This window comes from Candidatus Fukatsuia endosymbiont of Tuberolachnus salignus, from assembly GCF_964030845.1.
GTDB classification, from domain to species: Bacteria; Pseudomonadota; Gammaproteobacteria; order Enterobacterales; family Enterobacteriaceae; genus Fukatsuia; species Fukatsuia symbiotica.
The window spans coordinates 1162258-1182192 of record NZ_OZ034983.1; the positions used below are offsets into that span (position 1 = coordinate 1162258).

A 19935-nucleotide genomic window follows, 5' to 3' on the forward strand; every position below is an offset into this window, starting at 1 on the left:
ATCAAAGATGAATCGTGCCATATATTCATATCGAATGGTATTCATTATGTAATCAAAACTACACCGCACCGCTATAGCCAGAGAGACCCGGTATGGACGATGGATATCACCTCTGTTTGGACTTATGAAGGCGGGGGATGTATTTGGCGGGGGTGATGGATTTATACTCGCGCCAAATAATCGGTTGGGCCTTGGCAGATCCCATGAAGACAGCACTTTGTGTACAAGCTCTCCAGATGGCTTACTGGCGCAGAAAATCCCCAAAAGGGTTGCTCCGTCACTCAGATAGAGGCAGTCAATATATCAGTCATCAGTATTGTGCCCATTTGCAAGTGATGGGTGTGCAAGCCAGTATGAATGGTAAAGGGCAATGTTGGGATAACGTACCAACAGAACGTTTTTTTCGGAGCTTGAAATATGAATTACTTGAATTATGAAATACTTAAAACCCGCAATGATGCTCAGTTGAGGGGCTGGATTATTTGGCCTATTACAATTGATGCTCGGATAACCGACTTCGCCTTGACCGTTGTCGAAATTCACTTTGATGGTGTACATGGTTGACTCCTGTGTAGATGTGATCGACATGTCATGTCGTATGTCGATAAAAGTGAATAAAGCAAACATGAAAAGGGGATATTTAATTGACAATGGTGATGTATGATCTATATTTAATACGTAAATTTAATTGCTAGGGGATAATCCATGAAGCTGTTACGTTTGGTTCTTATTGCAAGTTTAGCGCTCACTTCACTCGGCCTCAGTGCTAAAGTTGTGGTGAACGATAATAAAATAGACAATCAATTGTATGACAGTTCAGATCGAAAAAGATGCGGCTATCTCCGTTGTGAGTAATGTATCGTCTAATGTAAATGGACATCATGTTACTTGATTCGTCAGCTACTTGACGAGTGACCAATGTTAAAATGGTGGGCTAGACTGGCTATCATCAGGCAGAGGTGTAGCCGCTCTTGTTCATACATATTTACCATCGGTCGAATATTACCATTCTCATCAATAAAATCAGTGGGCACAAAATTGTGCTGCTTGAATGCGGGTCCGCAGGTTTATTTAAAATGGGGGCCAGAAATTCTTTTACATAGCCCTATGATTTTATTTCAAGGTGTTTTTTCACATTTTAGTGACATCTCACCATGCCATCAATGCAATCCACCTTCTCAACATTAAAGAGGTCAGTTGTCTTCATAATGCAGACGACTGACCTCTCTCTAATTTACGGATTGCACATCTGGAAGTGACGAAGACGCCCAAGGATCGGATTTCAAATGCTATAGCAGGGAGCGATATAACACGATGTGTAGCTTGTGAAATAAAGAGTAATAACTGACAATAAAAATTAAAAAGGAAAATAATTATTATTTTGACTAGACTCAACGGGTGACAAAAAGTGAGTACGTATCAAGTAACATCGATTTGAAATATAGGGTAACTAAATGAAAAAGATAAATATTTTTTTTAAGATATTACTCATTTTATTATTGCCAACACCTATTTGGACTTCTGCTACTGGTAGTCTTATTAGATAAATGAGGACCCCTTCCTCTTTGGTTTCCTAAATAGTAATTCAAAATACACTACAAGCCATTTATATTATCACTAGGCAGTAAGCATACATCACATTAAATAAAATTTTGGAGTACAAGATGAAAAGGATAAAAACGTTTTTGAAAGTATTGCTTGTTTTACTGCTGCCGATGCCCATTTTTGCTGCTGATGTTTGCAAAATATTGGTAGGGGTCCCAACGTTTAGGGGTCTCATTAAAGTGTGTACTAAACAGAAACCTACCGTACAAGAAACCAAACCTCCAGAGCAAAAAAAAGATGAAATCAACAAATGGAGACCTGCTCCTCTTTGGTTTCCCAAATAAGTAATCAGGAGAAAGAGGGGGGCTGAAAAGTGCTTTAGGTTAACCTCTGTCTCTTAGTCACAAATAGGACTCAAGAGACAGACTAATTCTACAGAGGAACCTCGGCCGTGGCTACGCTGAAGGAATGCATTAATTTCATGTTATTCCCACTTTGCTAATGTTTCGGTGAGGTTAAAGTGACTCACTTTGGTTACTGTGCCACCTTTTCGATTATCTACTGCACCAAACAAATCTGTGTAATGTAGTACTGCAAACTATTGATTTTACGAGTGACTATTGTGATACCGTTTCGGAGACGGAAATAATCGTTGATATAGCTGCACAATTTAATTTTGATTGCTTAACGGATACATTGAGGAATAAATCTACGGAGTAGCTCATATTTTGTATGCTAATCAAAATTAAATTGCTATATATATGAACGACATAATAATAATCACATCATATATTCTAAAAATAAGGTATCGATGTCACAATTGAGGTCTCTTCTCTTACTTTTAGCCTGTACCCATTTATGTTCAATGGGATTGAGGTCTCACTTTTACCCACAAAGTTGAATGAAAAATGATTCAGGTGAAATTGGATTATTGGTAGAGTCAATATAGCGTAGGCTTTATAAATTGATGTATAATTTCGAGATGACTTATCCATTAAAATTTCGCCAACATGTATTGGCTATTAAAGAGGAAGAAAAGCTTACATATGCCCAAACGGCCACACGTTTTTGTATTGGAACCGCAAGTCTAATGCGCTGGGCTAAACGAATAGAACCTTGTCTGACACGTGATAAACCCGCCAGTAAAATAGCTCGAGCGGCGTTGATTCTTGATGTGGAAACCTACCCTGACGCGTCTCAATACGAGCGAGCCCAACGTATGGGAGTGAGCGCTAGAGGTATCTGCCATGCGTTAAAACGGGCAGGGTTTAGCTATAAAAAAAACATTTTATCATCCAAAAGCCAACGTCCAATCCCGAGAAGATTTTCAGGTCAAGATCCAGGCCTATGAAGCCAGCGAGCCCCCCATTATTTACGTGGATGAAAGCGGTTTTGCTCATGAGATGCCCCGCCTCTACGGCTATTGAGCTAAAGGTAAGCGGTGTTACGGTCAACATGATTGGCACGCTAAAGCGCGTACCAATGTCATCGGCGCTCAGCTTAACGGAAAATTAACCACCGTTTGTGCCTTTGAATATAATATCAATAGCGATATTTGTTATGCGTGGGTAACCCAAGACTGACTGCCAAAAATCCCTCAAGGGGCTGTCATCGTGATGGATAATGTGTGTTTCCATAAACGCCAGGATATTCACCATGCAATACAAAAAACTGGCTTGACCCTTGAGTACCTTCCCGCTTATTCTCCGGACCTTCATCCTCACTTTTACCCACAACGTTGAATGAAAAATGATTCAGGTGAAATTGGATTATTGGTAGAGTCAATAGTTAAATCAGGAAACAGGCACATGAAAACAGTAACGGGTAATGGAAATGAGTGGATCCGGGAAGAATTTCATCAAATTGATTTCGGAGATAAACGCCTTAAAGAGCGTTTTTTTGAAACAGCGGGCTTATTATCATCAAAAGCGTCAGGTTCAATTTACCCAAGCTGTCATGGCTCCTGGTCACAGGCCAAAGGAGCTTATCGATTTTTTAGCAATGAGAGAGTGAGCGAGAGCGCGCTATTCCGTACACATTGTGTGCAAACACAAAAACGTCTGGAGGGGCATTCACTGGTTTTTTCTCTTCAGGACACATCAGAGTTGAACTTTGACTCACATAAAAAGACAGAGGGGTTGGGAAGTATATCTAAAGCCTATCACAAACATAAAATGGGGTTGATGCTTCATGCAAGTTTGATGGTAACTCAGGAGGGCTTGCCGCTTGGGTTATCCTCGCTTAAATGCTGGTCACGTGTTTCCCGAGAGGAACCCCCTCAGGAAAAACAGCGGCGGCTTTATCAATCGACAATGAAAGAGAAAGAAAGTATTAAGTGGATAGAGACCCTCTACGAGACAGCGGCGCTGATACCCAAAGATACCTGCTTAATCACGCTGGGAGACAGAGAAGCGGATATTTTCGAACTTTTTCGGGTTGCAAGCTCACTAAAAACATTTTTTATTATCCGCAACCGGAAAGACAGAAAATTTATCGATGAAAAGGGAAAAAAAACAACGGTGCAAACCGCCTTGTCAAAGACGCCGATTTTAAAAACCATAGCACTCACCCTGCCCAAAAATCAGCAAAGGGTAGCAAGAACGGCTTATGTGGATATTCGCTCCATTTCAGGCTGGCTCCCCATTAGAAATAATCTAGTTTATGGGCCTACCAATAAAGACGCTTCACGGCATATCCATGAAAAGGTTCACGTATCTGCCATCAGTGTTAAAGAACAGCCTCCTCCAGAAGGAGTAGCGCCTGTCGAATGGGTATTATTGACCAATTTGACGGTCACTGACGCCTTTGAAGCAGAAGAGAAAGTGAATGGGTATAGACTGAGATGGAAGATAGAAGAGTTCTTCAACACACTGAAATCAGGATGTTGTGTTGAACAATGTCGTTTAAATACGGCAACCCAATTAACGAAAATGATCACACTCAAAAGCATTATCGCCTTCAAACTGATGCATATGACCAAAATGGCAGCGTTGTGTCCTGAGGCTACCTGCACCGATGTGTTGTCAAAGATAGAATGGCAAACGTTGTATTGTAGAATACAGACAACAAGCCGCCTTCCCGAGCATCCCCCCACAGTGCTTCAGGCAATAACATGGCTGGGTCAATTGGGAGGATTTCTTAACCGACGTGCCGAGGGTTTACCGGGAATCATGTCGCTTTGGCGAGGGTATGAGATCCTGCAAGAAAATGTGAGATTGTTCATTATTCTTAATAACAAAAATTGTGGGTAAAAGTGAGACCTCAACCCAATTGAGCACAAATGGGCTCAGGCTAAAGCCCTTCGTAGGAAACGACAATGCGATATCGACACTCTCTTTTCTGACCCTTTGTTTTGAATCAATTTATACGGCTACAGCCATACCAACGTTTTAGCCATACTTTGAGTTTGTTGCTGTTTTTGCTGAATAGGCAGTTTAGCAAACTGTTGAGCAGAATAAGTTTCTGGAAAACCATAACGGCTGTTTAGCCGATTGACCTCTCCACCTTCGTAATCAACCTCAATGATTAAGGGATACGAGGATACTGCTGTATTGGCTCTATATCGGTCAGCTTCTGCTGCCAAATTTTGCAATTCTGCTGTTAATTTTTTTAATTGAGCGGGACTTTCAATATTTCGTCGATAGGTTTTCTTTTTGAGATCATAATCAAATAAAATGACACCGCCAAGCTGTCTATGTTGAATCGCACGAGCAATCGGACTATTAGTTTCTACCTTAAAACCGTCAAAACCCACAATCAGCATTTGCCCTATTTTTTCTTTCAACAGAGTTTCATCCAGTAACTCTCCCTGTTGCTTCGATGGGGATGAACAACCAGAGAGAGCAAACAGGAGAAACGTCCAGAATACTGCAATGCGATAACCATTAAAGAATAGGATCATACTACGTCTCCCAGGGGGCCGAATTATTTTTATCTCGTAACAATTTTTTGAACATACTTATGTGATTGAAGCAAGCTGCCAGTTCTAATTTTAAATACCCAATTTTTGCTAATTTTTTTGTTCGGTTCCCCTCTCATATTTTATATAATCTTATTCCTTAATCATTAACTTTTAAAAGCTAATGATCAAGATACAAGTCACTCAACTTCACACAGGCCACCCCAGGGTGGCTTTTTTTATGAACAGCTGTGAGCGGAGGCGCCACAGCGCCCGGGTCGGATGACCGGTTAACCCAGCCTATGGGCGGAGACAATAGCAATGAAATTACACCTCGATACAGAAGGAAAAGCGGTACTGGAAAACGGCATGCTGGTGTATTTGCATGAGGACGGCAAAGCGATCCCCTTTGATGCGGTGGCGGCCTTGAACAAAATTAACGCCCTCAATGGCGAGGCTAAAAACCACCGTGAGGCCAAGGAAGCACTCGAAGCCAAACTCAAGGCGTTTGCCGGCATTGACGACCCGGCGAAAGCCCGTGAAGCACTGCAAACGCTCACCCACATCGATCAAAAGAAATTAATCGAGGCCGGTGCGGTCGACCAGGTGAAAGCACAAATCACTCAAGCTTTTCAAACTCAGCTTGACGAGGCCAGCAGCAAAAATAAAACCCTGGAAGCCCAGTTGTATCAAGAGATGATTGGCGGACGTTTCAGCAGTTCGGCGTTTATCCAGGATAACCTGGCTATTCCAGCGGATTTGGTGCAAGCCCGGTTCGGTCAGGCGTTCAACATCGACGCGGGCAAGGTGGTCGCCACGGATGCGGCAGGCAACAAGGTGTTCTCACGCCGTCAGCCCGGGGAAATCGCGGAGTTTGAGGAAGCCTTAGAATACCTCATCGAACAGTATCCGCACAAAGACCACATTCTGAAAGCCTCCGGCCACCGTGGCGGCGGTTCACAACCCACACCCCAGCAGAACGGACAAAAAACACTCAAACGCAGCGCCTTTGATGCCTTGGACATCGGCAGTAAACAAGCCGCACTCAAAGACGGTATCTCGATCGTCGATTAATTACACACCTTACCCTTAACCCTGGAGCAACAGCATGGCAGGTAATACCTTAACGGGGTTGATCCCCACGATTTATACCGCATTAGACAGCGTTTCCCGTGAGCAAGTCGGTTTTATTCCCGCCGTTGCCCGTAATAGCAAAGCGGAAGCCGCTGCCCTCGATCAAAATATCACCGCACCGGTGGCCCCCATCGCTAAAACGGTGGACATCGTGCCAGGCCCCACGGCGGCAGGCAGTGCGGAACAAACACTCAGTACGGTGGAAGTTAAAATCAGCAAATCCAAAATGGCGCCCGTGCAATGGAACGGGGAAGAACAACTGGCTGTCGGGTCGGCAGGCACCTATAACTTGCTGCTGGCTGACCAGTTCAAACAAGCCTTTCGTGCCCTGGCGAACGAAGTCGATCGCGATTTAGGGGCACTGTACACCGGCTCAGCGCGGGCTGTCGGAAAGGCAGGGAGCACTCCCTTTGGCGTCAAAGAAGACCTGGCCGATTTTGCCGATGCGCGTCGCGTGCTGGAAGATAACGGGGCCCCGACTACCGATTTACAAATGGTCTTGGGGTCAGCGGCTATTTCCAACATTCGTGGCAAACAATCCGTCTTGTTTAAAGTCAACGAAGCGGGCAGCGAAGCCCTGTTACGTGAAGGCACCATCGGGCGTATTGAAGGCTTTAATTTGCACAATTCCGCGGGCATCAAACGGGTCACAGCAGGGACGGGTAGCGGGTTTCTGGTCAACAAAGCGGGCGGTTATCACGTCGGCAATCAGCTCATTGCCGTAGACAGTGGAAGCGGCACGATAAACCGAGGGGATATTGTCACCTTTACCGGCGATACGCATCAATACGTGGTGGCAGCAGCCAGCGCCTCGACTATCACCTTGTCTGCACCGGGCTTGTTGCAAGACCTGGCGGACAACACCGCTGTCACGCTGGTTGGTCACTACACCGCTAACATGGCATTCGATCGCAATGCGTTTCTGCTGGCGTCGCGGACACCGGCGATGCCTCAAGGCGGGGATATCGCCGATGATGTGATGAATGTCACCGATCCGGTCTCCGGCATGACTTTCCAAGTGGCGCTTTACCGTCAGTATCATCAGATACGCTATGAAGTCGGGCTAGCCTGTGGGGTGTCGCGGCAGTGAAACCGGAGCACAGTGCGCTGATTTTAGGCTGATGATGTTAACCTGATATAACAGGCACCCTGTAACGTAAATATTTTTTTAATAAACACTATTTAATATCAATATGTGATTATAAATTCTTATAATCAATTTATACGGTGCCTACTATTATTTTTCTTTTTATACTGTTTTTCATTAAACGAAAGTTGTTTTATCTGCCTTTATCTGCTTTTTTATCCGTTATTCTATAAAAACAATTCTTCTTTATATTGGAGCGACGATATGACTTTGACGGTGAAGGCAACTCATTTAATAGGGAGTATAGTTGCTGTTGATGGTAAACCTACTATTATTAGCGATAATCTTATTGATGTAGGCAACAACACGGGTAAACCCGAAAAAGAGGGTAGTAAGAGGGCTCTTGTATCTTTCTCTAGGGTAGTGACTTCGCAAACATTTCAAGTTGAAGAGGGTTTCGATGATCCTACTGATGGAGTTAATATAGTAGAGATACCAGCAGTAACTGTTAAGTTCACTTCATTAGAAAACCCAGTTGAGCATAATTATCCAATACTTGAGTGTTATAATGGTTTGAAAGAGAGCAGCATGGACCAGAAATCTCTGGAAAATTTTTTATTACAATTAACAAAAGAGATTAATTCCAAGGGCAAAGCCCCCTCTGGTTTACTAGGGCTACGGCGAGCAGTTGCCTGGATTTGTAGTTGTTTTAGATTTCATGGAGTATTTCAAACTAACTGCACATCTACTGCCACAGCGCTGGTAGAGACTTTACAAACAGGAATACTACATCGTGCAATCCCTGATTTGGAAGGAGCAGATATCGCACAGTTCCCCTGTGTTGGGACAAGGGATCCTGATAATGTTCCTATTAAACGTTTTTTAAAGCATTTTAGAAATAAAATAACGACCCCTCCTGGAGTTAATGACTGTGGCATTATTACCCTCCAACGCCCGGAATGGTATAAACGGTATGGTTTGGTGGGAGCACATGCGATTGCTTTTGCTAGAATCGATTCACATCTTTATTTGATGGATCCACAAAAGAAAAAACTGTGGTCATTGGATCTACGAAAAGGTATTTCCATCTCCGCATCCCGTGAAGCAGAAAAATTTCTAGGTTCCCTTAACGGGAAAGACGACAGTATCCAAGTTTATCATCTTGATTTACCAATAAAAAAAACTATAACCCACTCAGCTAAAGAGGCTAGCTAATTTCATTTCTACGTAATACATGGCAGGAGCATTGCGTAACAAGCGCCATGTAACGTGATCGTTTGTGTTAATAAATGCTAATGAGTATCAATATATTATTATTAAATTTCATAATCAATTTATCCGATAGCCCGCTATAAGAAAGGGACTCTAAGGTTATGTTAGGAAAAAAGAATGACGAAAAACAAAAAAGACAATACAGCAGTAACGCCGCTTTCAGCACTTATCCCGATGATGCATTCTTCCCCGCTTCACCCTGATGATACGATAACCGCCAATGTACATCCCGATGAAGTCACCCGTTGGCAGGATGAGGGTTGGCAGCTTGGCGAACAGGAAAAATAACATGCTCATCACGGATATCAATTTACCCGAAAGGGAAAGTTATGCCCGTGTCGCCGATTTGCGACGGCTCGCCAGCAAACGAGGTGAGCCGCTCCCCGAGGAGGACATTGCCTGTGAAACCTTGTTGATAAAAGCTCTGGATTACCTGGCGGGACTGAACTGGCAAGGCGAACGGACCACCGCTTCTCAGCCCCTGGCCTGGCCGCGCTCAGGGGTTATCTTCGATGGCTATTTATTGCCCAAAGAGTGCATTCCATCACAAGTCCTTCAGGCGCAATGCCGTCTGGCGTTGGCCGCACAGGCTATCGATTTGACGCCGTCGTTTTCAGGTGGCAAGGAAGTTATTCAGGAAAGTGTTTCAGGGGCAATCAGTGTGACCTATGCGTCGGGGTCTGCTTCGTCACCTCATTTTAGCTGGTTGCCTGGCTTACTGCACGGCCTGCTCATCAGCAGCTGCCAAATCCAGCTCGTCAGGGGGTGATGACATGGCGATCAATGATGCAGGCTTACGCCGTGCTGCCGACCGTTTATTGCGTGACAATGGTGTCCCTTATACCCTACAGCGAGGCGGGGGTGTTCAGGTCATCAAAGGCGTTGAAATCGCTGTTCCGCTAGAAAATCACAGGCTGACGGGTGTCATGGCGCGTTACACCACCGGTGAAATTGATGGCACGCTTATCCAACAAGGTGACAGTAAAATGATGGCAACCGCTGAGACGGAAATTTATCAGGGCGATCGCCTTCTTATCGAGGGCAAAGCCCATCGGGTGATACAGGTCACTCCCGTGAAACCTGCTGCATTGCTGCTGTGTTATCAATTGCAACTGAGAGCCTAAGAACCTGTTCTAAATCTCTTGTGCTTGCTGATACTTCGTCAAAAACGCGCTCAAAATGCTCATTTGCTCTCTGTAAACTGCGCTTTTTCACACGTTTTTTCCTCGTCTGAGCGTCGCTCAAGAAGATTTGGAACAGGCTCTAAGATGACGGATAACAAACCTTTTATGGCCTCCATGACTGCCTTTATTAACCAGAGTAAACAGGCGCATCAGGCACTCCCCCAGGTGCTGGGCATGAAAATATTGGCAAGATTGGTGACAATGTCGCCAGTGGGTAACGCGGACACCTGGCAAGGCAAAGCGCCACCCGGCTATACCGGTGGTCGATTTCGCGGCAATTGGCAGGTGACCTTTGATGTGCCCGCAGAAACAGAAACCGGACGCATTGACCCCCGTGGCAATCTGACGCTAACGGAGGGAATGCAGCAATTAACGCAGTTTACGCCGGGTACGCAGGCCATCTATTTCAGCAACACCGTGCCCTATGCCTATCGGCTGGAGTTCGGTCACTCGAAACAGGCGCCCAACGGTATGGTTCGTGTCACCGCGGAAGCATTCCAGACGCTGTTTAACCAGGCGGTTAAGGAGATGAAAAAATGAGCACGGGACGTATCATGGCGCTACTTGAGCACCATCTGGGCACCTGGGCAGCAAAAAAAGGGGTTCCCGTCGCCAGTCAAAACGTGCAGTTTAGTGACACCGGCAGCCTGTATCTGCAATCGTATCTCTTGCCTGCCACCACAGAATGCCTGGATTTAGCGCAAGTTTCCCGGGTTTATCACGGGGTCTATCAAATGACCCTCTGTGTCCCGACGGGTAGCGGCCAGGCTCAAGTTCAAGCTGTCGCTGATGACCTCATCAATCTGTTTGATTTGGGCACCACGTTAACCGATGGCCTTATCCGCTGTGCAATCATTAGTGTCCTCACAGTATTTGCGGGTATCACGCACTGTCACACCTACAGTCTGCCCCTCAGTCTGCGCTATCGGGCGCATATGATTTGATCGGCGACTACCCCGTAGTGAATTGTTAGAGTGCTTCACATTTGTCAGAGGGTATCTTCACATATAATGTATAGACTAAATATAATTATTGACTTCTTCTGTCACTATTATACGCTGTATAAACATCAATGTTCGGAGGTCTTATGACAGTAGCCATCAAAAAATGGGGCAATAGCAACGGTATCGTCATACCGGCGCTCTTTCTGAAAAAAATTGGGGTCTCTGTAGGTCAAGAACTGGATCTGGAAATCAAAGACGGCACCTTGGTTCTGACGCCCAAACCTAAGCGTTACACCCTGGCCGAACTGATTAAACAATGTGATGCCAGTGCCCCACTTGAAACGGAAGAAAGTGTATGGGGTGACGATCACTCCCCCGTAGGGGAAGAAATATGGTGACACGTAGAAAAGGATTTTCGCGCGGTGATATCGTATTGTTAACACTCAACCCGACTCGAGGAAAAGAACAGCAAGGTGACAGACGACCAGTATTGGTACTCTCTCCTAAAAACTTCAATGATCTTGGCATGGTTTTGATTGCCCCGATCACACAAGGCGGTGCTTTCTCAAGGTATCAGGGTTTCACGGTAACATTATCAGGGAGTGGCGCGCAAACCCAAGGCGTCGTGTTATTAAATCAAAGCAGAATGGTTGATATCACTGCCCGAGACGGTGAATTCATTGAAAAAGCTGATCACATCGTGATTGAAGAAGCGCTCATTAAACTACACACCCTCATCGAATAAAAAAGTCGGACAGCGACCTTATCTTGATCAACTGCCCTCGAAAATTATTTCGTTATCAATTTATTTCTAAACATCCTCTTATTCTCTCAACACTCGGAGACAGCTTATGGGCTTTGCCTTACCAAATGGTGCCCAGGTTTACCTGGCCTCAGACTACGAAACCGCGCTACCGTTTACGGCTATCACGAATGCTGCCCATGCGATGCTCACAGTAGTCGGCAACGATAAAATTAAAAAGGATGACCTTGTTCACATTTCTTCCGGCTGGACGGGACTCAATGAACGGGTTGCTCGCGTGTCGGCGGCGACGGCAACCAGCATCACCTTGGAAAATATCGACACCCGCCAGACCACGCAATTTGTTGCCGGTGGTGGAATGGGCAGCATCCGCAAAATAAAAACTTGGACAGAAATTCCGCAAATCAAAGAGGTGTCCAGTTCTGGTGGCGAGCAACAAACGGTCAGCCTGCAATTTTTATCGGATACAGTGCAACGTAATGTTAACACCGTGAAAGCCCCGCGCACCTTGACCTATACCTTGGGACATGATCCTGCTTTGGCGATTTATCCGCTATTACGGGCCGTCGATCAGGGTCAAGCAATCGTCGCCTTCTCGATGTTCGTCCCGGGCCCGAAAGAAAAACGCTACTGGTCAGCCACGGTGGCCTTTAACGACGTCCCCCATACCGAAGTCAATGCCGTTGAAACCGTCTCGCTGGTCCTGAATCTGCAGAGTCCCGCGATGACGTTTTACAAAGAACCCGCCTAAGGATACCCCATGTCGATTGAATTTACCTTACAACCCCAGCCACGCTTTAAAGCCGATGTGGCTATTCCACGCGCGGGCCTGGAGGCCGGTATCGTGACCTTTACCTTCAAACATGTGCCACTCAACGAGATGGCGGAGCGGGAAAAACGCAAAAACCAAACGGGATTGGATTTTGTTGAACACATTACCGCCGCCTGGGCGCTGCCCGATGAGTTAAATCGTGACAATTTGACCAAATTGGCGAATAACTATCCCCAAGCCATTGAAGCCATCATTCACACCTTTTACCGTGAGCTCTTGGGTCAACGCGAAAAAAACTGAGGGCGGTTGCGACGGCGCTCTACACCCCAGCGCCTTGTGCGGAAGAATTAGCCAGCGCAGGCTTACGCCCTGAGGATTTTAACGCACAGTGCATTGAAGTCTGGCCTGACATCTGGCCGTCTTTCCTCGTCATGCGGGCGATGTCGACCCAATGGCGCACGGGGATGGCGGGTCCGACTGGCCTGGATTATGGCTGCCTACTCCACGTGATGACTCTACTAGGCGTAGAACCCCGCGCAACCGTTTTTGACGATATCCGCACCCTGAAAAGTATCGCCTTGTCCCTTATTCACAAGAGGCATTCAACATGACAGAGATTGCAACGATTTCGCTACGTGTCGACACCTCAAACCTGGAAAAAGGGGACAGGGCACTCGAACACTTTGGCGACACGGCGGCGCGTACTGCCACCCGAGCCGAGGATTTCAATTCATCGTTTACACCGGCTACCCGTACGCTCAATGCGTTCGGCCATCAAACAACCCAGGCCAATCTTAGCCTGCAACAACAGCGTGATGAGCTGCACCGCTTATTGGGTAAAATTCATCCGGTCACCGCGGCCTTTGGCAAGCTTGATGAGAGGGAAGCGCAGCTCAGGCGGTATAAAAACTTGCCGTTCCTTGACAAGGACACCTTTGACCAAGCCGCCCGGGCAATTCATCAGGCGCGTGATGAACTCGCTCAAGCTGCCCAAGCGAGAACCGCTGAAGGTCGTGCCGCGGCGGCGCAAGCCGCTGCAGACAAAGTCGCCGCTCAGGCAAAAAACGCCTTTATTGCTAAACTGCGTGAACAAAGTGAATGTCAGGGGAAAACCACTGCGGAGATTTTGGCCTACAAAGCCGCACAATTGGGCGTCACCCAACAGGCTGCACCTTTCATTGCCACACTCAGGGAACAAGAAAACAGCTGGAAAAAAGGCACGATATCGGCGGGTCAATACCGGATGGCATTACGTCAATTGCCGATGCAGTTTACCGACATTGCGACCTCGATTGCCGGGGGGATGCCGCTGTACCTGATTGCCATTCAGCAAGGAGGACAAATCCGGGACAGCTTTGGTGGCATCGCCAATGCACTCAAAGCCATGGGACAGTGGCTGACACCGACCAAAATCCTGCTCGGGGGCGCCGCGACCGCGCTGGCAAGCGTCGGACTGGCCTACTACCGGGGTGCACAAGAAAGCAGCACCTTCAATAAGCAGCTGATTTTGACCGGCCAGTATGCGGGCAAAACCGCCACTCAATTACAACAGTTGGCTAAACGACTCTCCGGTGACGGGTTAACCCAATCGGCGTTATCGGCAGCTCTGGCACAGGTGGTGGGCAGCGGCGCGTTTGACAGCACACAAATTGAACAGGTCAGCGTGGCGGCCGCCAAAATGGCCGCGGCAACGGGGCAATCCGTCGATGACACCGTCAAACATTTTACCCGCTTACAGGAGGAACCGCTTACTGCGGTCAAAGCATTAGACAAGCAATTACATTTTCTGACGGCTTCCGAGTATGAACAGATAGCCGCGCTGGAACGTGCGGGCAATACTCTAGGTGCAGCACGCCTGGCGATGGAGGCCTATGCCAATGCCCTGAAAACCCGGGCGGATGACATCGTCGCCAATCTGGGTACGATGGAAAAAGCCTGGTACAGCCTGAAAAACACCGCCAAAAGCGCCTGGAATGCGATGCTGGATATCGGCAGAGAGCAAAGCCTGAGCAATCAAATCGTTCGGGTGGATGCTCAGTTAAATGACCTCAAAAAAGGTTACTTTAACCGCACGATGATTCAGGGGCTAGAACAGCAAAAAGCACTGCTAACGGAGAAGAAATTTCAGGCAGACCTTGCAGCTGCCCGCCAAACCGCCGAGCGCCAGGCCGAAGCCATCGAAAAAGCGTCGCTGCAACGCCAAGACCACTGGCGTGAACGCTATGCCAACCAAGCCCAGCAGCGCAGCAAAGAGCTGAAAAAATTTAACGAGATTGCTACCCGATTCAGCCCGCAGGAACAAGCGCGTATCCGTGCGGCTATCGAAGCACGATTTCCCGACGAGAAGCGCAAAAAATCACCCCCTATCCGCCAGGCAACAGGCCGTCCAGCCGCAGTCTACCGTGATGATGCCGCTACCCGCGCCTTACTGGAAAGCCGCCAGCGGGTCGCGATGTTACGTGAACAAGCCACGCTCACCACCTCGATGAGCGAGCAGGAAAAGCAGCAGGTGAGATTCACGCAGCAGATAGCGGATTTAAAAACCAAATCGTTATTGACTGCTGACCAACAATCGCTACTAGCTCGTGCCAAAGAAATCAATGCCAGCCTGCAACTGGAAGCTCAGCTATCCCGTGAGAATAGTCAGCGGCAAAAAGCACTCGCCGCACTCAAACAGATGGAAGACACCAGCCAGTCTCTTGCCCGTCGTAACGCTCAGCAGCAGGCCAGGTTTGGCCTCACCGATAAACAGGCCAGGTGCGTTGACCAGACCTTTCAGCTGGATAATACCTATCAGAAACAAAAAGAAGGCATCACCGATGCCGAACAATTAGAAAAAATCACCGCCGCCTATCTCAGAGCAAAACACACGTTACAGGCGGGTTTTCATCAGGAAAAGCGAAACGAAGGAAACTGGCTCGCGGGCATGAAACAAGGAATAACCGAATACGGTGAAACCGCCCATCATGTCTTCGCTGCGACGCAAACACTGGCTAGCACCACCCTGGGCAACCTGTCCTCGATGATGACCGAATTGACCACCACCGGTCAGGCGAATCTGAAAAGCTTTGCCACGGCATTTTTGACAAATATCGTCGATATCATTAATCGATTACTGATTGCTCAAGCAATACAGGCAGCCATGGGCTGGATAGGGGGGTCGTTTACCACGAACCCTGTAAATGCAACCAGTCACAGCGCCATGGGAACCGGTGTAATGGGCATGAACACCCGCTGGCAAAGCACCGTGCCCAGCCATGCGAGCGGTGGCTACACCGGGGAAGGCGACAAATACCAGCCTGCGGGTATCGTCCACAAAGGCGAATTTGTGATGACTAAAGACGCCACCGAGCGTATTGGCGTCGATAATCTTTATGCCCTTATATCTTGATTATTAACTTTCAAAGGTTGATGATCCCCAACTGATCATTGGGATGTCACCGGAGAGTTTGTTTGCGCCCTTAGGCTTAAAGCTTGTGCAGTCAGATAAAACCCCGGTGACATATTTATCGTCGCCTGTAAGACCGAACGGTATCTTGTGCTAAGAGCACGTATTTATAAGGAAGGTCGGGGCGATCATTTAATTATCTGTTTTTCATGGGAGAATCAGCCATGGACAAGACCGCAGTGGGTATTGATGTTGCCAAATTAAAATTCGATGTTGCAGTGTGGGTAGAGAGAAAAAAGTATAAAACAAAAGCATTCCCGAATACCCCCTCTGGATTTAGCCAACTACTGAAATGGCTTATCCCTTACGGGGATTGTCATATTTGTCTCGAAGCCACAGGGAGTTACAGTGTTCCACTGGCTATGTTCTTAGTTGATAATGGCATTGACGTCAGCCTAGAAAACCCATCACGTATTCATGCCTTTGGTGAGAGTGAACTGAGTCGGAACAAGACGGATCAGGGGGATGCAAAAATGATAGTGCGCTACTGCGCACTGCATACACCTGTCCTCTGGACTCCTCCTCCCTTGAGCGAACGTCAATTAACCGCGCTAGTACGCCATCTAAAGAGTTTAGAGGAAATGAGGCAAATGCAAGAAAATCGGCAATCAGTGGCTGACGATGTCGTTCAATCCTCACTGCTTGAAATCATTTCTGCACTTAAACAACAAATCCAGGCCACCAAAGAAAAAATAAAAAACCATATCGATAACGATCCTGACTTAAAGAAAAATAAAGCGTTGCTGGAGAGTATTCCTGGTATCGGTGAAATACTAAGTGCCAGTTTGCTGGCGTATGTGGGTAATGTGTCAAAATTCACTAACAGTAAGGCAGTGGTGGCCTATGCCGGGCTTAACCCAAAACTTTGTGAATCAGGTTTATTTAAAGGACGGAGCCGCCTATCAAAACGGGGTCATACCGAGCTCAGGAAAGCGTTGTATATGCCCGCTCTGGCTGCCCTTTCTTGTAATCCGATAGTGAAAGCACAGTGGCAACGACTCGTATCACGCCATAAAGGGGGTAAAATGGGCGTCTGTGCAGCAATGCGCAAATTACTCCAACTGGCGTATGGTGTGCTGAAATCAGGCATCCCATTCGATACAAAAATAGCACTTGCATCATGATGGGCAAGACGGTATCTATATCTTGATTATTAACTTTCAAAGGTTGATGATCCCCAACTGATCATTGGGATGTCACCGGAGAGTTTGTTTGCGCCCTTAGGCTTAAAGCTTGTGCAGTCAGATAAAACCCCGGTGACATATTTATCGTCGCCTGTAAGACCGAACGGTATCTTGTGCTAAGAGCACGTATTTATAAGGAAGGTCGGGGCGATCATTTAATTATCTGTTTTTCATGGGAGAATCAGCCATGGACAAGACCGCAGTGGGTATTGATGTTGCCAAATTAAAATTCGATGTTGCAGTGTGGGTAGAGAGAAAAAAGTATAAAACAAAAGCATTCCCGAATACCCCCTCTGGATTTAGCCAACTACTGAAATGGCTTATCCCTTACGGGGATTGTCATATTTGTCTCGAAGCCACAGGGAGTTACAGTGTTCCACTGGCTATGTTCTTAGTTGATAATGGCATTGACGTCAGCCTAGAAAACCCATCACGTATTCATGCCTTTGGTGAGAGTGAACTGAGTCGGAACAAGACGGATCAGGGGGATGCAAAAATGATAGTGCGCTACTGCGCACTGCATACACCTGTCCTCTGGACTCCTCCTCCCTTGAGCGAACGTCAATTAACCGCGCTAGTACGCCATCTAAAGAGTTTAGAGGAAATGAGGCAAATGCAAGAAAATCGGCAATCAGTGGCTGACGATGTCGTTCAATCCTCACTGCTTGAAATCATTTCTGCACTTAAACAACAAATCCAGGCCACCAAAGAAAAAATAAAAAACCATATCGATAACGATCCTGACTTAAAGAAAAATAAAGCGTTGCTGGAGAGTATTCCTGGTATCGGTGAAATACTAAGTGCCAGTTTGCTGGCGTATGTGGGTAATGTGTCAAAATTCACTAACAGTAAGGCAGTGGTGGCCTATGCCGGGCTTAACCCAAAACTTTGTGAATCAGGTTTATTTAAAGGACGGAGCCGCCTATCAAAACGGGGTCATACCGAGCTCAGGAAAGCGTTGTATATGCCCGCTCTGGCTGCCCTTTCTTGTAATCCGATAGTGAAAGCACAGTGGCAACGACTCGTATCACGCCATAAAGGGGGTAAAATGGGCGTCTGTGCGGCAATGCGCAAATTACTCCAACTGGCGTATGGTGTGCTGAAATCAGGCATCCCATTCGATACAAAAATAGCACTTGCATCATGATGGGCAAGACGGTATCTGACCTGGAAAATATCAAGAAACGCCTTTCTGCCTTGGAAGCCAAAGTAGCGCAGGAGGGGTACTTACTGACGGAAGCCCAACTGCAAGCATTAGAAAAAGTGCAGGATAAACGAGAAGCTCATGGACAAATTGAAACGCAACATCCGGGCTATCTCGGCTCTCAGGATACTTACTACGTGGGGCACATTAAAGGTGTGGGTAAAATTTATCAGCAGACCTTTGTTGATACCTATTCCAAAGTCGCTTTTGCCAAGGTCTATACAGAGAAAAATGCCTTGGTTGCCGCAGATATGTTAAACGATCAGGTGCTGCCATTATATGATGAGCAAGCGGTTCCCTTATTGCGTATCCTGACCGACAGAGGGTCAGAATACTCGGGGAAAAAGGAAACCCATGCGTATCAGCTTTACCTGGAGCTAGAAGATATCGAGCATACGCGGACCAAGGCATACAGCCCGCAGACTAATGGTATCTGTGAGCGGTTTCATAAGACGATGAAAAATGAAGGCTATGACGTGATGTTTCGGCGTAAAATTTATTCATCATTGGAAGACATTCAGCAAGACATCGATAAATGGCTCGCATTCTACAACAGAGAGCGACCTCATTCAGGCTGGTATTGTTATGGCAAAACCCCCTGGGAAACTTGGATTGCATCAAAAGAGTTAGTAAAAGAAAAACAACTCGATAATTTATTTGAACCATCGCACAGTCAGACTACTCTGACAAATTCGATGGCTTAGCTTGTGTCTGTCAGGTTAAGTTTGAGCTACTACAACTAATACACATTAAGACTGTCTTTATCTGTATTACGGCTAACTCTGTAAATTGCTTGGATACGGCATACCTGAGAGACACTACACTTGGTAGCTTTCGTAGTTTCACGAATACTCAGTTTTTGCACATTCCGGTAGTACAGTACTTTCTGGTGGCGTTCATGGTCAGCCTGTTTACCCCGATATTTGCCCAGTGAATGTGCCCGCTCGATCCCCCTGTTTCTGACGCTGGCGGCCGCTCAGCCAGTCTTTGTGCGACATCGCAGCCATCAAGTCTATCAACATATTGTTGATGGCAGTAATGATAGAACGAGTGACAGGATCTGCCTGAGAGGGGTCCTTATCTGACAACACCTGCCATGAAGTCGTAACATCCAAGCTGACAATCCGCGACTCGTGCTGCTCAATCTGCTTTTTCAGAGTCATCCAGTCACTGTTACTCAGGTGTCATTTTCAGAAGACGATCGTACCATTTCATTGATTAAACTTAATCTGTTGTGCATCGAACGCAAGATATTAGTGCAGTGGTTGAAGGCAGGGTTTATAGAAAAATGGCGACTGTTCTTTACCTCAGCAGGAACACCACAGGGAGGAATTATTACTCCGCAAACAATAGTGCAAACTTTCGCGTAAGCTGGGGCCTGCGTTTTCACCGGCGCTGCCTCAAGTCTGGTCATCCGGATGGGAGCATCACTGAGTTTTCCCTCGTTATTGAGACTGATAACGGCACACGGAGTGACCCTCAGCAATGAAACCGAAGCCA

23 protein-coding genes and 4 pseudogenes are annotated in these 19935 nt (G+C 46.7%); 24 read left to right on the plus strand and 3 right to left on the minus strand.

Annotated features, from left to right (window positions below):
- Positions 1-93: 93 nt before the first annotated feature.
- The 6 genes and pseudogenes from AAHH42_RS05625 to AAHH42_RS05650 form a co-directional block, all read left to right on the plus strand.
- Positions 94-431, plus strand: a pseudogene (locus AAHH42_RS05625) (transposase); the annotation flags it as partial.
- 274 nt (positions 432-705) lie between these two features.
- Positions 706-855, plus strand: a complete 150-nt coding sequence (locus AAHH42_RS05630) for a hypothetical protein (protein WP_162859968.1) — start codon at positions 706-708, stop codon at positions 853-855.
- Positions 856-1664: 809 nt separating this feature from the next.
- Positions 1665-1889 (plus strand): hypothetical protein, encoded by a 225-nt coding sequence (locus AAHH42_RS05635; RefSeq protein ID WP_072550862.1) that lies wholly within the window; start codon positions 1665-1667, stop codon positions 1887-1889.
- A 638-nt stretch (positions 1890-2527) separates the two neighbouring features.
- Positions 2528-2896 carry an IS630 transposase-related protein gene (locus AAHH42_RS05640; RefSeq protein ID WP_342222022.1) on the plus strand — a complete coding sequence of 123 codons (369 nt, stop codon included), beginning with the start codon at positions 2528-2530 and terminating at the stop codon, positions 2894-2896.
- A gap of 265 nt (positions 2897-3161) precedes the next feature.
- Positions 3162-3287 (plus strand): transposase, encoded by a 126-nt coding sequence (locus AAHH42_RS05645; RefSeq protein WP_342222023.1) that lies wholly within the window; start codon positions 3162-3164, stop codon positions 3285-3287.
- Positions 3288-4796, plus strand: a complete 1509-nt coding sequence (locus AAHH42_RS05650) for an IS4 family transposase (RefSeq protein WP_342221840.1) — start codon at positions 3288-3290, stop codon at positions 4794-4796.
- A 119-nt stretch (positions 4797-4915) separates the two neighbouring features.
- Here AAHH42_RS05650 and AAHH42_RS05655 read toward each other — a convergent pair whose 3' ends face one another.
- A complete protein-coding gene (locus tag AAHH42_RS05655; RefSeq protein WP_342221841.1) occupies positions 4916-5446 on the minus strand; it encodes a glycoside hydrolase family 3 N-terminal domain-containing protein in 531 nt (176 codons plus the stop codon).
- 318 nt (positions 5447-5764) lie between these two features.
- On the opposite strand from AAHH42_RS05655, the gene AAHH42_RS05660 reads away from it, so the two are divergent.
- The 12 genes and pseudogenes from AAHH42_RS05660 (at position 5765) to AAHH42_RS05715 (ending at position 12899) form a co-directional block, all read left to right on the plus strand.
- Positions 5765-6517: a DUF6651 domain-containing protein gene (locus AAHH42_RS05660; RefSeq protein WP_119797167.1), complete on the plus strand. Its 753-nt coding sequence runs from the start codon at positions 5765-5767 to the stop codon at positions 6515-6517.
- Positions 6518-6551: 34 nt separating this feature from the next.
- Positions 6552-7699 (plus strand): annotated as a pseudogene (locus AAHH42_RS05665) (P22 phage major capsid protein family protein).
- A gap of 229 nt (positions 7700-7928) precedes the next feature.
- A complete protein-coding gene (locus AAHH42_RS05670; RefSeq protein WP_072551134.1) occupies positions 7929-8879 on the plus strand; it encodes a hypothetical protein in 951 nt (316 codons plus the stop codon).
- A gap of 174 nt (positions 8880-9053) precedes the next feature.
- Positions 9054-9224, plus strand: a complete 171-nt coding sequence (locus AAHH42_RS05675; protein ID WP_342221842.1) for a hypothetical protein — start codon at positions 9054-9056, stop codon at positions 9222-9224.
- 1 nt (position 9225) lies between these two features.
- The gene (locus tag AAHH42_RS05680; RefSeq protein WP_342221843.1) at positions 9226-9705 is read left to right on the plus strand and encodes a DnaT-like ssDNA-binding protein; all 480 of its coding nucleotides are present in this window, start codon (positions 9226-9228) and stop codon (positions 9703-9705) included.
- A gap of 4 nt (positions 9706-9709) precedes the next feature.
- Positions 9710-10060, plus strand: coding sequence for a hypothetical protein (locus AAHH42_RS05685; protein WP_342221845.1), 351 nt, complete (start codon positions 9710-9712; stop codon positions 10058-10060).
- 144 nt (positions 10061-10204) lie between these two features.
- A complete protein-coding gene (locus AAHH42_RS05690) occupies positions 10205-10660 on the plus strand; it encodes a hypothetical protein (protein ID WP_119797405.1) in 456 nt (151 codons plus the stop codon).
- Positions 10657-11064 (plus strand): phage tail terminator-like protein, encoded by a 408-nt coding sequence (locus tag AAHH42_RS05695; protein ID WP_342221846.1) that lies wholly within the window; start codon positions 10657-10659, stop codon positions 11062-11064. The genes AAHH42_RS05690 and AAHH42_RS05695 overlap by 4 nt, the downstream gene beginning before the upstream one ends.
- A 143-nt stretch (positions 11065-11207) precedes the next feature.
- Positions 11208-11462, plus strand: a complete 255-nt coding sequence (locus AAHH42_RS05700; RefSeq protein ID WP_119797406.1) for an AbrB/MazE/SpoVT family DNA-binding domain-containing protein — start codon at positions 11208-11210, stop codon at positions 11460-11462.
- Positions 11459-11809 (plus strand): type II toxin-antitoxin system ChpB family toxin, encoded by a 351-nt coding sequence (locus AAHH42_RS05705; protein ID WP_162860101.1) that lies wholly within the window; start codon positions 11459-11461, stop codon positions 11807-11809. Before AAHH42_RS05700 ends, AAHH42_RS05705 begins: the two co-directional genes overlap by 4 nt.
- Before the next feature lie 202 nt (positions 11810-12011).
- On the plus strand, positions 12012-12578 hold the full coding sequence (locus tag AAHH42_RS05710) for a phage tail protein (RefSeq protein WP_342221847.1): 567 nt from the start codon (positions 12012-12014) through the stop codon (positions 12576-12578).
- Positions 12579-12587: 9 nt separating this feature from the next.
- The gene (locus AAHH42_RS05715) at positions 12588-12899 is read left to right on the plus strand and encodes a phage tail assembly chaperone (RefSeq protein WP_072551181.1); all 312 of its coding nucleotides are present in this window, start codon (positions 12588-12590) and stop codon (positions 12897-12899) included.
- Positions 12900-12918: 19 nt separating this feature from the next.
- On the opposite strand, the gene AAHH42_RS05720 is transcribed toward AAHH42_RS05715, so the two are convergent.
- A complete protein-coding gene (locus AAHH42_RS05720) occupies positions 12919-13059 on the minus strand; it encodes a hypothetical protein (protein WP_342221040.1) in 141 nt (46 codons plus the stop codon).
- Between AAHH42_RS05720 and AAHH42_RS05725 the strand changes: the two genes are divergently transcribed.
- The 5 genes and pseudogenes from AAHH42_RS05725 to AAHH42_RS05745 form a co-directional block, all read left to right on the plus strand.
- Positions 13010-13210, plus strand: coding sequence for a DUF1799 domain-containing protein (locus tag AAHH42_RS05725; RefSeq protein WP_342222024.1), 201 nt, complete (start codon positions 13010-13012; stop codon positions 13208-13210). The two genes, AAHH42_RS05720 and AAHH42_RS05725, sit on opposite strands and share 50 nt — an antisense overlap.
- Positions 13207-15990, plus strand: coding sequence for a phage tail tape measure protein (locus AAHH42_RS05730; RefSeq protein WP_342221039.1), 2784 nt, complete (start codon positions 13207-13209; stop codon positions 15988-15990). Before AAHH42_RS05725 ends, AAHH42_RS05730 begins: the two co-directional genes overlap by 4 nt.
- A 206-nt stretch (positions 15991-16196) precedes the next feature.
- Positions 16197-17171: an IS110 family transposase gene (locus AAHH42_RS05735; protein ID WP_342221038.1), complete on the plus strand. Its 975-nt coding sequence runs from the start codon at positions 16197-16199 to the stop codon at positions 17169-17171.
- 232 nt (positions 17172-17403) lie between these two features.
- On the plus strand, positions 17404-18378 hold the full coding sequence (locus AAHH42_RS05740) for an IS110 family transposase (RefSeq protein WP_342221038.1): 975 nt from the start codon (positions 17404-17406) through the stop codon (positions 18376-18378).
- A 17-nt stretch (positions 18379-18395) separates the two neighbouring features.
- Positions 18396-19139 (plus strand): annotated as a pseudogene (locus AAHH42_RS05745) (integrase core domain-containing protein); the annotation flags it as partial.
- Positions 19140-19174: 35 nt separating this feature from the next.
- Here AAHH42_RS05745 and AAHH42_RS05750 read toward each other — a convergent pair.
- Positions 19175-19616, minus strand: a pseudogene (locus tag AAHH42_RS05750) (recombinase family protein); the annotation flags it as partial.
- Here AAHH42_RS05750 and AAHH42_RS05755 point away from each other — a divergent pair.
- Positions 19617-19805 (plus strand): hypothetical protein, encoded by a 189-nt coding sequence (locus AAHH42_RS05755; protein WP_342221848.1) that lies wholly within the window; start codon positions 19617-19619, stop codon positions 19803-19805. It begins immediately after the preceding pseudogene.
- The last annotated feature ends 130 nt before the right edge of the window (positions 19806-19935 follow it).

Coding starts and splice junctions, on each gene's coding strand:
- AAHH42_RS05630 (WP_162859968.1), top strand. CDS start 706: ATGAAGCTGTTACGTTTGGTTCTTATTGCAAGTTTAGCGCTCACTTCA.
- AAHH42_RS05635 (WP_072550862.1), top strand. CDS start 1,665: ATGAAAAGGATAAAAACGTTTTTGAAAGTATTGCTTGTTTTACTGCTG.
- AAHH42_RS05640 (WP_342222022.1), top strand. CDS start 2,528: ATGACTTATCCATTAAAATTTCGCCAACATGTATTGGCTATTAAAGAG.
- AAHH42_RS05645 (WP_342222023.1), top strand. CDS start 3,162: ATGGATAATGTGTGTTTCCATAAACGCCAGGATATTCACCATGCAATA.
- AAHH42_RS05650 (WP_342221840.1), top strand. CDS start 3,288: ATGAAAAATGATTCAGGTGAAATTGGATTATTGGTAGAGTCAATAGTT.
- AAHH42_RS05655 (WP_342221841.1), bottom strand. CDS start 5,446: ATGATCCTATTCTTTAATGGTTATCGCATTGCAGTATTCTGGACGTTT.
- AAHH42_RS05660 (WP_119797167.1), top strand. CDS start 5,765: ATGAAATTACACCTCGATACAGAAGGAAAAGCGGTACTGGAAAACGGC.
- AAHH42_RS05670 (WP_072551134.1), top strand. CDS start 7,929: ATGACTTTGACGGTGAAGGCAACTCATTTAATAGGGAGTATAGTTGCT.
- AAHH42_RS05675 (WP_342221842.1), top strand. CDS start 9,054: ATGACGAAAAACAAAAAAGACAATACAGCAGTAACGCCGCTTTCAGCA.
- AAHH42_RS05680 (WP_342221843.1), top strand. CDS start 9,226: ATGCTCATCACGGATATCAATTTACCCGAAAGGGAAAGTTATGCCCGT.
- AAHH42_RS05685 (WP_342221845.1), top strand. CDS start 9,710: ATGGCGATCAATGATGCAGGCTTACGCCGTGCTGCCGACCGTTTATTG.
- AAHH42_RS05690 (WP_119797405.1), top strand. CDS start 10,205: ATGACGGATAACAAACCTTTTATGGCCTCCATGACTGCCTTTATTAAC.
- AAHH42_RS05695 (WP_342221846.1), top strand. CDS start 10,657: ATGAGCACGGGACGTATCATGGCGCTACTTGAGCACCATCTGGGCACC.
- AAHH42_RS05700 (WP_119797406.1), top strand. CDS start 11,208: ATGACAGTAGCCATCAAAAAATGGGGCAATAGCAACGGTATCGTCATA.
- AAHH42_RS05710 (WP_342221847.1), top strand. CDS start 12,012: ATGCTCACAGTAGTCGGCAACGATAAAATTAAAAAGGATGACCTTGTT.
- AAHH42_RS05715 (WP_072551181.1), top strand. CDS start 12,588: ATGTCGATTGAATTTACCTTACAACCCCAGCCACGCTTTAAAGCCGAT.
- AAHH42_RS05730 (WP_342221039.1), top strand. CDS start 13,207: ATGACAGAGATTGCAACGATTTCGCTACGTGTCGACACCTCAAACCTG.
- AAHH42_RS05735 (WP_342221038.1), top strand. CDS start 16,197: ATGGGAGAATCAGCCATGGACAAGACCGCAGTGGGTATTGATGTTGCC.
- AAHH42_RS05740 (WP_342221038.1), top strand. CDS start 17,404: ATGGGAGAATCAGCCATGGACAAGACCGCAGTGGGTATTGATGTTGCC.